Origin of the sequence: Paenibacillus sp. FSL R7-0210 (genome assembly GCF_038009085.1) — a bacterium.
In the GTDB taxonomy this organism is placed as follows: domain Bacteria; phylum Bacillota; class Bacilli; order Paenibacillales; family Paenibacillaceae; genus Paenibacillus_AQ; species Paenibacillus_AQ silagei.
Genome location: NZ_JBBPAR010000001.1, coordinates 1,127,039 through 1,140,026 on the forward strand (window position 1 = coordinate 1,127,039; position 12,988 = coordinate 1,140,026).

At 53.5% G+C, this 12,988-nt stretch carries 8 protein-coding genes; 6 read left to right on the forward strand and 2 right to left on the reverse strand.

Annotated features, from left to right (window positions below; translation table 11 throughout):
- Positions 1–5: 5 nt before the first annotated feature.
- Positions 6–1,916 (forward strand): DUF2264 domain-containing protein, encoded by a 1,911-nt coding sequence (locus MKY64_RS04740; RefSeq protein ID WP_340958014.1) that lies wholly within the window; start codon positions 6–8, stop codon positions 1,914–1,916.
- 485 nt (positions 1,917–2,401) lie between these two features.
- Here MKY64_RS04740 and MKY64_RS04745 read toward each other — a convergent pair whose 3' ends face one another.
- Together MKY64_RS04745 and MKY64_RS04750 are read right to left on the reverse strand one after the other, a co-directional pair.
- A complete protein-coding gene (locus tag MKY64_RS04745; RefSeq protein ID WP_339314932.1) occupies positions 2,402–3,991 on the reverse strand; it encodes a response regulator in 1,590 nt (529 codons plus the stop codon).
- A 60-nt stretch (positions 3,992–4,051) separates the two neighbouring features.
- Entirely contained in the window at positions 4,052–5,860 is a 1,809-nt protein-coding gene (locus MKY64_RS04750; protein WP_340951261.1) for a sensor histidine kinase, read from the reverse strand.
- A 191-nt stretch (positions 5,861–6,051) separates the two neighbouring features.
- On the opposite strand from MKY64_RS04750, the gene MKY64_RS04755 reads away from it, so the two are divergent.
- From MKY64_RS04755 to MKY64_RS04775, 5 genes are all read left to right on the forward strand, one after another.
- Complete coding sequence (locus tag MKY64_RS04755) at positions 6,052–7,404, forward strand: ABC transporter substrate-binding protein (RefSeq protein WP_209871469.1); 1,353 nt, start codon at positions 6,052–6,054, stop codon at positions 7,402–7,404.
- An 85-nt stretch (positions 7,405–7,489) separates the two neighbouring features.
- The gene (locus MKY64_RS04760) at positions 7,490–8,380 is read left to right on the forward strand and encodes a carbohydrate ABC transporter permease (RefSeq protein ID WP_036731631.1); all 891 of its coding nucleotides are present in this window, start codon (positions 7,490–7,492) and stop codon (positions 8,378–8,380) included.
- A 12-nt stretch (positions 8,381–8,392) separates the two neighbouring features.
- Positions 8,393–9,217, forward strand: coding sequence for a carbohydrate ABC transporter permease (locus tag MKY64_RS04765; RefSeq protein WP_036731633.1), 825 nt, complete (start codon positions 8,393–8,395; stop codon positions 9,215–9,217).
- A gap of 118 nt (positions 9,218–9,335) precedes the next feature.
- Positions 9,336–11,339, forward strand: coding sequence for a beta-galactosidase (locus tag MKY64_RS04770; protein WP_340951265.1), 2,004 nt, complete (start codon positions 9,336–9,338; stop codon positions 11,337–11,339).
- Positions 11,340–11,443: 104 nt separating this feature from the next.
- Positions 11,444–12,715 carry a glycoside hydrolase family 30 protein gene (locus MKY64_RS04775; RefSeq protein ID WP_340958016.1) on the forward strand — a complete coding sequence of 424 codons (1,272 nt, stop codon included), beginning with the start codon at positions 11,444–11,446 and terminating at the stop codon, positions 12,713–12,715.
- The last annotated feature ends 273 nt before the right edge of the window (positions 12,716–12,988 follow it).

The window sequence follows — 12,988 nt, forward strand, 5'->3', positions numbered from 1 at the left end:
ACAAGATGACTCGGGGAATTGGAAATCTGGGGACAGGCGATCCGGCGACGGGCAAGCTGGGGATTCAGAGCAATCCGCTGAAGACCCGGGACGACCTGCTGGCTGCCCTTGAGCAGCTGACAGAGCCGCTTCGGTCGCTCTATAGCAGAGGCAGCGCAAGACTTGAGATCGGGATTACGGGAGCGAGCTATCCGTCAGCCACCGCCGGAATGGAGGGCTTCTCCCGGGTGCTCTGGGGACTAATTCCACTGCTCGCCGGAGGCGGGAACAGTGAACTATGGGCCACTGTGCTGGACGGCATCCGGCACGGCACCGATCCGGCCCATGAGGAATATTGGGGTGATGTAAGGGACTATGACCAGCGTCTGGTCGAGATGGCCGCCTTCGGCTTCGTGCTGGCGGCTGTGCCGGAGCATCTCTGGTCCCCGCTTGCTCCGCAGGAGCAGGAGCATCTGTACAGCTGGCTGAACCAGATCAATTCCCGTCCCTGCTACGACTGCAACTGGCTGTTCTTCAATGTGCTGGTGAATGTCGGCTTCCGCACAGTAGGACGGCCTTATGATGCGATTCAACTGGAGCGGAATCTGGAGCGGATGGATGCCTTTTATCTGGGTGAAGGCTGGTACAGTGACGGTGTTGGCGGACACTGCGATTATTATGGGCCCTTCGCCATCCATTACTATTCGCTGCTGTATGCCAAGCTGATGGAGCGGGAGGACCCGGAGCGTTCCCGTCTGTTCAAAGAACGCGCCCGGCTGTTCGCGGCTGAATTCATGGGCTGGTTCGCCCCGGACGGCGCTGCGCTTCCCTATGGCCGCAGTCTGGCGTACCGGTTCGCCCAGTCTGCCTTCTGGAGCGCCTTGGCGTATGCAGAGGTGGAAGGCTTCTCTGCCGGTGTGGTCAAAGGCATCGTCCTGCGCAACCTGCGCTGGTGGTTCCGCCAGCCTATCTTCGATGCAGCCGGCGTGCTGACCATCGGATACACGTATCCGAATCTGGTCATGGCGGAGAATTATAATGCTCCCGGCTCGCCTTACTGGGCGCTGAAGACCTTCCTGCCGCTTGCCCTCGGCGCGGAGCATCCGTTCTGGAGCGAACCGGAGCTGCCGCTGCCGGAGCTTCCGGCTGTGACGGTGCAGCATCCGCCGCATCTGGTTCTGGTCCGCGAACCGGCTTCCGGTCATGTGGCCGCCTTCAACAGCGGGCATCTGTCCACCAATGAGCATACCCATACCTCGGCCAAATACGAGAAATTCGTCTATTCCACAGGCTTCGGGTTCAGCGTTCCCCGCTCAGAATGGGGATTGCCGCAGGGAGCCTATGATTCCATGCTTGCGCTCAGCGAAGGCGGAGACAATCTGTACCGCGTTCGGCGGCAGAATCTGGAATCAGAGATTACGGACAACGTCCTGCGGTCCGTCTGGAAGCCTTGGGCTGATGTTGAGGTACGCACATGGGTGGTAGCGGGTCTGCCGTGGCATATCCGGATTCACCGGATCGAGACGGGCCGTGCCCTGGATGCCGCCGAGGGCGGATTCGCGCTGGGTCAAGAGGCGGAGCCTGCTCAGCAGCTCAGCGGAATGGGCGCAGCGGCAGCTACAGCATGGGGAACGAGTGGCATCAAGGGGCTGAAGGGCTACTCCAAGGCCGAGCTGATCTGGCCCAATGCGAATACGAACCTGCTTCGTCCCCGGACAGTGCTGCCTACCCTGACCGCTTCGCTTGAGCCTGGGGTGCATTGGCTGGCTTCTGCTGTGTACGGCGACCCTTCATCTGCGCCGCTGGCAGATGGGGCAAAGGAACTCGGCCTGATTCTGGAACAGACTCCTGAAGAGCTGCTCAATGTTAAACTTGATGGAGAGCGTATTACGGTGCTAACCTCCGGCGGGACTGAGGTTAGTATTCCGGTGCAATGAGCAGAAATATGGTGCGAAAACACAGCATTTTGGTCATAGTACAGCAATTTCGGTCAATAACTCAACATTGGCTCTTTAGTGCCACCAACATACAAGCAGGCCAGCAGCTTTCCTTTGGAGAGGCTGCTGGCCTTTCGAGGCTCGTGGACCAAAATGTATGTTAAAAACCGATCACAATTGGCCTGGATGCGGCGAGTGGGGCAAATGTAATCGAAAAACCGATTACAATTGGACTGGATGCGGCGAGTGGACCGAATGTAATCGAAAAACCGATCACAATTGAGCTAGGAGCAGCGCATGGACCAAAATGTATGTTAAAAACCTATCACAATTGGACGGGGTGCGTCGTGTGAGCCAATGAGGAGCTTGAAACAAGAAAAAGCCAGACCCAATCCAACCTCCCCAAACAAACCCGCCCCACACCCTGCACGCATATGAAGCATCCGGTGCAGAGAGTGGGGCGGGCCGTAAGAGCAGTTAGCCATTTACTCCGTATTGCTGCGGAACTGATTGGGCGTGAGACCTTTATACTTTTTGAACACCTGATAGAAATATTTCGTATCATTATACCCGGACTGCAGCGCGATATCCTCGATCCGCATTCCGGGATCTTTGAATAGCAGGCAGGCATGCTCGATGCGGACCTTGTGCAGATAATCGATGAAGCTGATCTTAAGCTGCTGCTTGAACAGCAGGCTTAAATATCCCGGGGTAATGTAGATCTCCCTGGCGACGATCTCGCGGTTGATATCCTTCATGAAGTGCTCGCCGATATAGCCCTTGGCCGCTTCGAGCAGCTTGTTGCTGTTCTTCTTGGACGTCAGATGCTCACTGACCCGCTGGGCCGTCTCTAACAGCGACTGGAACAGATTATCCAGACTGGACCGGGACAGGACATGGATCAGCTCGGTCAGATTCTGCCCGAACACCTTGTTCACGTTGACATTGTTCTCGATGCATAATTTATAGAGCGCGAAGAACAGGGCGAAGCTCGATTTGATCACCTGGTCCCTGGACACCGTCTCAGGCTGCAGGGCTACATTGAACAGCGTGAGCTTATCGGCGATGTCCCCGGGAGAACCGCCGCGTACCGCCTTCAGCACCTCCTGCTCCTCATGCAGGGGATAGGAGGATTGAGAGGACTCGGCATCGAATTCGCCACTGTACTCCACGATTTTAGCAATTCCGGTGTAGTTGGTTGTATTCAAGGCCTGGCAAGCCTCCACGAACGAGTGGCGCAGATGCTCAATATTCTTGTCAATACTTCCGATCCCGGCGGATACGGTGAACTTCAGGAAGCTGGCGATATTCTCCTGAATAATCCGGATATAACCGCTTAATTCCTCCTGATCCGGCAGCTCGTCCATATTGAGAATTAGCACAATATCGTCCTGATGCTCGAAGGCAACGCAGAGCACAGCCTCCGGCAGCGACTCCTCGCAAATATTCTTCAGCCCGTACTTCAGCAGCTCCGTATCCTCATGCATATACTTCTCATGCAGCAGCTGGAAATTGTCGATGCGCAGCAGAATGATGCCGTACAGCAAATAGGGGAAAACCAGCTGGTTCATCTTCAGATTAGCCAGCAGCCGGGAATACGCGGGACTCTCGGTGAGAATGAGCTGGCTTAACGTCTTTTCCTTCAGCAGGGGTAGACTCTCCCGGAACCCTTGCCGCAGATGCTCAAGCGTGGTAATCTCCAGCTTCTCGGATTGAATCTGCTCCGTGATGGCCAGAACCGTGCTCAGAATCTCCTGCCGGCGGCTCGGCTTCAGCAGATAGTTACTGACCCCGGATCTTATGGCTTGCTGGGCATAGGCGAAATCATCGTATCCGCTCATAATGACCGATTTGACGCTGGGGTATTTCTCGGAGACAACCTTGATTAACTCCAGGCCGTCCATTTGCGGCATCCGGATATCTGTTAGCATGATATCGACGGCATAGCTATCCAGGAGTTCAAGTGCCTCAAGACCGTCTCTGGCTTCGCCTGCAATATGGATGCCGTGCGAATGCCAGTCAATCAGGGTCCTTATGCCTACCCGCGCCCGCTCCTCATCATCCACAATAATCATATTATACAAGGGACATCCCCTCCAATCTGTATTCGTATTGTTTATTCGCTCTGGCTTCGTCTATTCTTGCATGTCAGTTACAATCACCGGAACTACGATCTCCACCCGCGTGCCTTCTCCGGGGACACTGGAATAGTTCAAGGCATAGTCACCTTTATAAAAATGCTTCAGCCGTGCCTGGACATTCTGCACCGCATAGCCACCGACATCCCGGGCCGTGTAGACATCCGTCTCATCAGGCATGCTGAGAATCTTTTGCAGCGTCTCCTCGTTCATGCCGCTCCCGTTATCCTCAATCACGAAGATCAGCTTCTCTCCGCGGCGTTGTCCGCTGATGCTTACCCGTCCGCCGCCGCGCTTGCGTTCAATGCCGTGGATCAGCGCGTTCTCAATGAACGGCTGCAGGCTGAGTTTCAGGATGACATAGGCGTACAGCTCCTCAGGAATGTCGATCACATACTCGAGCGATTCCTGGAACCGCATCTTCTGGAGCGACAGATACAGCTCAATCAGCTCTTTTTCCTTGGCTACGCTGGTGAAGCTCTTGCCCTGGTTCAGACTTAACCGGAACAGCCGGGAGAGGTTGATCACCATCTCGCTGATCTTGTCCTGCCCTGCCGCCTCCGCCTCCCAGAAGATCGTGTCGAGCATATTGTACAGAAAATGGGGGTTGATCTGCGATTGCAGCGCCTTCAGCTCCGCTTCCTGCTCCTTTAGCTTCAGCAGATAGGCATCGTCCACCAGCGCTTTGATGTTGCCGACCATATTATTGTAGCCCCGGCTCAGCTGGCCGATCTCATCCCAATATTTGATCTCCACCTTCTCCTCGAACTGCCCGTTCTGGAAGCGCCGCATCGACAGCAGCAGCGTCTTGATCGGCGCTGTCAGGAAGGAGGAGAAGAACATCAGCAAGGGAATGCTAAGCACCAGGCTGGCTAATACCATCACAAGCACTGCCGATTTAATGGAATTAAGCTCTTGGGTCAACGAACGGAGCGGAACACTGTACAGGGTGATCCAGCCATCCTCGTTGATGTTGTAATTCAGCAGCGTATCCTTGCCCTCCAGGCTGACGATGGTGTTGCCGGAGAGAATGCCGGCATTGGCCTGCTTCATCACGAAGTCTACGGCTTCGGGGCTATAGGTCTCTTTGCCTGCCGACAGCAGCTGTGCGCCCTGTTCACTCAGAATGAGGATGCCGTGATCCTTGTCATACAGATTCGTCAGATAGGTTCTGCGGATGGTCTCCAGATTAATGCCGACGAATACAAAGCCGATCCGGTTCCCGTTCACAATATCGCGGATAATCCGGGTCATGCCGAGCTTGTCATTACGGTTAGTCTGAATGAATACGTTATTCTCTTCTGTCAGCGGGAACCAGTAGGAGGCACCGTTTAAGGCAACGGTCTGTTTATAAGTATCATTTGAGGTAATTTTGCTCAAACTATACGCACCGCTGCTGTCATCGGTGGCAACCTGAAACAGCGGCTCGGACAAGCTGCCGTACAGAGCCAGATAGTCGAAGCTTCCGGTCACCAGCATCTGGTTCATGATCGACGCGGTGGGTCCGTTATAGAGCTGGTTCTCGATCTTCGCCGAATCCGGGGTATTGCTCCGCAGAGTGTCCTGAACGACTGGAGCGAGGCTGAATACCGTGACCCAGTCGGCTAACGTCTTTTGCATACGGGCGAGATTACTGTCGATCTGCTTGAGCACACTCTGGTTTGAATTGCTCACCTTATTGATAATCTGCTGCTTGGAGATCTTATAGGAGTATGCGCCCAGTGTGCAGGCCACCCCGGTGATCAGCAGGAAGATCAGTATGGTTATCTTGTATCGCAGGTTCATATTCAAGTAGTAGCGCAGCACAGGATCACTAACCTTTTTGATTTTTATCTTATGCGTAATGCCGAATATACACAAGGGAGCTGACAAGCGAAGTCGACAATTTTCAACATTACTCTCTTTTTCTCTACTGACCCTGACTCTAGTGCTCTGGTACGATGTGTTCAGAAACAAAGAAAGCAACCCACGATCAATAACAATTAGGGGGAAATGACATGGTTATGAATTCAAAATCCACACGTAATATACTGCTGGTTACGGCCCTTGCGGCAGTCTCGGTGCTTAGCGCATGCGGAGGCGGCAATGACAAGAACAATAATGCAGGCAGCAGCACGAACGGCGGTACAACCGGCTCTGCGGACAAGGAAGTAACGCTGCGTCTGTTCTCGAACCTTCCCGACCGTAAATCCGGCCAGGGGCTGGCAGAGCAAATGGTAATCGACAACTATATCAAAGCGAACCCCAATGTCAAGATCGATATCGAGACCCTCGCCGAGGAGCCGTTCAAAAACAAGCTGAAGGCGTACATGGCCTCCAACGAAGCGCTGGATGTGACCATGGTTCACGGCGGAGCAGAGCTGAATACGCTGGTACAAGCCGGCTATGTGAAAGAGCTGAACCCTGCAGAATACGAAGGGGACACCTACAAATTCCTGCCGGGCGTCTACAAATCATTCACCTTTAACGACAAGCTCTACGGCTTGCCCCGCAACAGTGACTATGAAGTGATCTATTATAACAAAAAGCTGTTCGATGACAACGGCATCAAGATTCCTACCACCTATGCCGAGCTGCTGGAAGCGGGCAAGCAGTTCCGCGCCAAAGGCATTGAGCCGATGTCGATGAACGGTAAGGACCTGTGGAGCTTCGCGGCCTTCTTCCAGGATCTTGTCGTACGCCTCACCGGCGATCAGAACCTGATGCTGGATGCGGTAGCGAAGAAGAAGAATTTCACTGGCGATGAGAATTTCACCAAAGCTGCTGAGCTGCTGGCCCAGGCCAGAGACACCAAGCTGTTCCAGGAATCGTTCATGACAGCGGACTACGGCGCTTCCCAGAACCTGTTCACGCAAGGCCGGGCTGCTATGTGGTATATGGGCTCCTGGGAAGCAGGGATGGCAACGAATGACAAGCTGCCGGAAGACTTCCGCAACAATGTGAATGTACTGAAATTCCCGGTTGTCGAAGGCGGCAAAGGCAAGGACACCGATCTTTTGGCCTGGAATGGCGGAGGATATTCACTGGTGAGCAGCTCGAAGCATCCTGAAGAAGCCAAGAAGTTCTTCGATTATATGATGTCTGCCGATCAATGGGCCAAGATTGTATGGGATACCGGAGCGGCTGTACCGGCACAGAAATATGAGCTTACCGGCAAAGAGAGCGAGCTGCAGAAGCAACTGACTGAAGTTCTGACCGGGGCTACCAGCACAGCGGGTTCTATCGCCCTTGACTCCGGTACACCTAAGTTCAAGGATGATGCACAGAATGCCTTCGGCAAGTTCTTCGCTGGCGGGTCAACACCTGAACAGCTGCTGGCCGATCTTCAAAAGGCTGCGGAAACACAATAACAGATCACCACTATAGAGAATGAAAGGAGACGGGGCGGGAAGCATTCTTGCCCCTCTCTAATCTTAAGGATGGAGTTGGAGTTCCATGCAAAAAGTATTTAACAACAAAATGGCAATCTTTCTGTTCGTCTTTCCGGGGATTCTCCTGTTCGCCCTGACCTTTCTTGTGCCAATTGTGCTCAGCGCATATTACTCGTTCAGAGACACTTTGTCTCCGGGAACACCCTCGGCATTCATCGGATTCGCCAACTATACAGAGCTGCTGTTTCACGATTCCAGGTTCTGGCTGGCACTTAGAAATGCCGTACTGCTCGGTTTGGGCTTTATCCTGATCCAACATCCGATTGCCATCTTTTTTGCCATTATGCTGGACCGCCTGGGCGGTAAGGCAGAGAAGTGGTTCAGAACGATTTTCTTCATCCCATGTGTCATTTCTGTAGTCGTTATTTCAAAAATGTGGTTATCCCTGCTTGACCCGACCTTCGGCGCCTTCAACAAAATGCTGGATTCCCTGGGACTCGGCTTCCTTAAGCACGCTTGGCTGGGGGACAGCAGCACTGCGCTCGTCTCCATGTTATTCATCCTGATCTGGGCCGGCTTCGGCTGGGGATTGCTGTTCTATTATGCAGGACTCAAAGGCATTCCCGATGATATGTATGAAGCCGCTTCACTGGACGGAGCCTCCGGCTTCCGATTGCACTGGCGGATTACCGTTCCGCTGCTGTCACCGGTTATTACGGTGCAGATTACTTTGGCTATGATTACCGCCTTGAAACAGATGGAGACCGTGTTCCTGACCACTAACGGCGGTCCCGGCGATTCCACCCAATTCCTGGCCGTGTATCTCTATAACAAGGCGTTCTCGGCAAGCCAATACGGTTATGCCAACGCCATCTCGATTCTGTTTATTATTGTCTGCCTGCTTGCCACCTATCTCAGTAACAAACTGACCCGCAGTGATGCGACGGAATTCTAAGGAGGACTCACCATGACAAAAAGCACAAAAACCATACTATGGGTGTTCTTCCTGATCGTCGCCCTGGTTCAGCTGTTCCCGCTCATCTGGCTGGTAGATTTCTCATTCCTCAGCAGCAATGAATTCTACTCCTCCAGCGTCCTGAAATGGCCGAGTGACCCCCAGTGGCAGAACTATATCAATGCCTGGGTGGACGGCAAATTCCTGCGCTACTTCATTAACAGCGCCTTCGTTACCTCCGTAACCATTCTGTTAACGGTGATTCTGTCCCTTACGCTCGGCTATGCCTTTACCCGGATGCAGTGGAAGCTGCGCTCAGTCTTCTTCACCATTATCCTGCTGGGGATTATGATTCCGATTCATGCGACCCTGTTGCCTAACTTTGCCATCTTCAAGGCGCTGGGCTTGACGAATTCCTATCTCGGGCTGATCCTGCCATACACCGCAGTGTCTGTACCGCTGGGAACCTTTATCCTGACCGGCTTCATGCGTAGCATTCCTAGAGCAATGGAAGAGTCCGCCGTGGTAGACGGCGCGAATATTTACCGGATTGTCTTCCAGATCATTGCACCGCTTACCGCGCCTGCACTGGTTACGGTCATCGTTACAACGTTCCTGAACTGCTGGAATGAATTCATTATGGCCTCGACCTTCCTCAGTAAAGATGCGCTGAAGACGCTGCCCTTCTCGGTCATGAACTTCGCCGGCCAGTATTCCTCAGACTACGGCTCACAATTTGCGGTCATGGTGCTGACCTCGATCCCGGCTATTGTCATCTACGCTATCTTCAACGAACAGATTACCAAGGGCGTTACTGCGGGCGCGGTAAAAGGCTGATCTTAAAGCGGACCAAACTCTAAGCGTATGCTATCAAAACTCTAAGCGAATGCTTCCGAGCCAGTTTTGCGAAGAGATTCAGGATGTGTATGCTATCAAAACTCTTAGGAGGATTATAATGGATCACTTGTTATACGGCGTTGCTTATTATGATGAATACATGCCTTATGACCGTCTTGCGCAGGACATCCAAATGATGAAGGATGCGGGCATTAATACCGTCCGGATTGCCGAATCCACCTGGAGCACACATGAGCCGCAGAACGGGGTATTCGACTTCTCCTCTGTACGTAGAGTGCTGGATGCGATGCATGAGGCCGGAATTCATGTCATTGTAGGAACACCTACCTATGCGGTTCCGGCCTGGATGGTCAAGGAGCACCCGGAGGTGCTGGCGGTCACCGTGAACGGGGAAGGCAAATATGGTGCCAGACAGATTATGGATATCACCAGTCCGGCGTATCTGTTCTACGCGGAGCGGATCATCCGCAAGCTAATGGCTGTGGTACATAAGCATCCGGCGGTGATTGGCTACCAGATCGATAATGAGACCAAGCATTATGAGACAGCCGGACCGAACGTCCAGCTTAGCTTCGTCAAATACATGAGGGAAACCTACGGAACGCTCGAAGCCATCAACCACCAGTTCGGTCTGGATTATTGGAGTAACCGGATCGACAGCTGGGAGGACTTCCCGTCCATGACAGGGACAATCAACGGCAGTCTGGGTGCGGAATTCGCCCGGTTCCAGCGGGGACTGGTGAATGAGTTCCTGACGTGGCAGGTCGGAATTGTGAATGAGTATAAGCAGCCGGGGCAGTTCACCACACATAACTTCGATTTCGAGTGGCGGGGCTATTCCTTCGGTGTTCAGCCTTCGGTAGACCACTTTGCGGCTTCGCAGCCTTTTGACATTGCCGGTACAGATATTTATCATCCGTCCCAGGACCAGCTGACCGGTGCCGAGATTGCCTTCGGGGGAGATCTGATCCGCTCGCTGAAGCAGGATAATTACTTCGTGCTGGAGACGCAGGCGCAAGCGTTCCCGGAGTGGACGCCATATCCAGGACAGCTGCGGCAGCTGGCATTCAGCCATCTGGGCTCAGGGGCTTCGATGGTCGCTTACTGGCATTGGCATTCGATTCATAACTCCTTTGAGACCTACTGGAAGGGGCTGCTCAGCCATGACTTCCTGCCTAACTCGGTGTATAAGGAAGCTATGACTATCGGCGCGGACTTCAAGCGGTTAAGCGACCAGCTGATCGGACTGAAGAAGACCAGTAAGGTGGCCGTTATGGTCAGCAATGAAGCGCTGTCGGCGATCGAATGGTTCAAGCTGCCGGGAGGATTGATCTATAATGATGTGGTCCGCTGGATGTACGATGAGCTCTATAAAATGAACATCGCCTGCGATTTCATCCAGCCGGGCAGCCCGCGCCTAAGCGAGTATGAGCTGGTTGTGGTTCCTGCGTTATACGCCGTCTCCGATGAAGCGCTGCAGCAGTTGAATGACTACGTCCGCAGCGGCGGCCATGTAGTCTATTCCTTCAAGAGCGGGTTCACCGATGAACAGGTGAAGGTTCGTCATACCGCACAACCCGGGATCATTCATGAGGCCTGCGGGATTGCCTACAGTCATTTTGCCACACCGAATGCGGTTACGGGACTTACCGGCAAGCTGTTCCCTGAGGGAGCCGAAGCAGGCGTTCACACCGTCCGCACCTGGATGGAGATGATTGTTCCCGGTTCAGCGGAGGTGCTGGCCAGCTACGATCATCCCCAGTGGGGCGAATATGCAGCCGTCACCCGAAATACCTTCGGCGAAGGAACAGCCACCTACATCGGTTGTATGACCGGACCTGCCGCACTTGCGGAGATCCTGCGCGATACGCTCCAGCTGGCCGGGTTATGGGGAGCGGACCAGCAGCTGTCGTTCCCGCTCATCGTGAAGTCCGGCGTGAACCGCCAGGGCAATACTATCCGTTACTACTACAACTACTCAGCCCAGCCGCTCAGCTTCAAATATCCGTACGAAGCCGGTCAGGAGCTGTTGTCCGGCAATGCAGTAGCGCAGGATGAAGAACTTACGCTTGGTGCTTGGGGCGTTATGATTATTAAATAAACATAACACTGGAGAACATCTACAGCATTGGAGGCATAAGCGTGGACGTGACAGGACAAGTATGGATATCGAGTACAGAAAATGAGCCTTGGGTATCCCATCCCCTGGAAGCCACCACTGCCGAAGCAGTGGATCTGGCGTTCACCGGACAATTGCATCAGAATATCGAAGGGTTCGGCGGATGCTTCAATGAGCTGGGGTTCGAGGCGCTCAATCTCCTCACAGACGAGGACAGAAGCGTTGTGCTGCATTCGCTGTTTCACCCGGAAGGGGATCACCGGTTCAGCATTTGCCGCCTGCCGATCGGGGCCAGCGACTATGCCCTGGAATGGTACAGCCTGAATGAGACCGACGGCGATTATGCCATGGAGCATTTCTCCATCGAGCGGGACCGGAAGTATCTGATCCCCTATATCCGCGAGGCTCTCAAGCTGAACCCGGAGCTGAAATTATTCGCTTCCCCCTGGAGTCCGCCAACGTGGATGAAATTCCCGCGCGTCTACAATTACGGCAGCTTGCGCTGGGAGAAGGATATTCTGGAGGCCTATGCGCTCTACTTTGTGAAGTTCGTCCAGGCTTATGCTGAAGAGGGAATTACCATTCATCAGGTACATGTACAGAACGAAGTGGTGGCCGATCAGAAATTCCCTTCCTGCGTATGGACCGGCGGGCAACTGCTGGAATTCATCCGGGATTATCTGGGGCCGGCTTTTGAACAGCATGGACTTGCTACGGAGATCTGGCTGGGCACGATCAACGCGCCGGAGCCTTGGGACGAGTGGATGAAGAAGAAGGACAGCAGCTTCGATGCCTATGCCCATACAGTATTAAGTGATCCTGAAGCTTACAAGTATGTGAAGGGAGTCGGCTACCAGTGGGCAGGCAAATACGGCATCCAGCGTACGGTACAGGCCTATCCTGAACTGCGTTATATGCAGACGGAGAATGAGTGCGGGGACGGGGAGAACACCTGGTTTTATGCCAAATATATATTCAACCTGTATCAGCATTATTTCACTAACGGCGTGAACGCGTATATCTACTGGAATATGGTGTTGCTGCCTAAGGGGCGCAGTACGTGGGGATGGGAACAGAACTCCATGATTACTGTAGACCCTGGAGGCGTCAAGGCAGTGTACAATCCTGAGTTCTATGTCATGAAGCATTTCGCCCATTTCGTGAGTCCCGGCTCCAGCCGAATCGGCCTCAAGGGCAAATGGAGCGGAAATGCAGTCGCCTTCGAGACGCCGGAGGGCAGAAGGGTCCTAGTCATTGCCAATCCGTTCAAGGAATCGCGGACGGTTACCCTCTCGAATGACGGCACGCATTACAAGCTGGAGCTGGATGCGGAATCTTTTAATACCCTCCTGCTATAAAATAAACAGTAAAAACCGGCTCCACCATCCGCCGTCATCCCAGGGCATCTGCTGTGCACCTATAGGATTTGGAATTGTTCCATTCGTAATTTCCTGCTATACTTTTGGCAGGTTAGTTGATAGGGGGTTACACGGATGGCAACGAATTGCTCATTAGCTAGGGAGTCCTCATGCAGAGCCTGATCCGGGGCGATACTTTGCGTGGGGCGCGGCAGGACAATCTTGATCGCCCAAACAGATATTATCGTTTCTAATCGCAGGCTCTGCACCTTA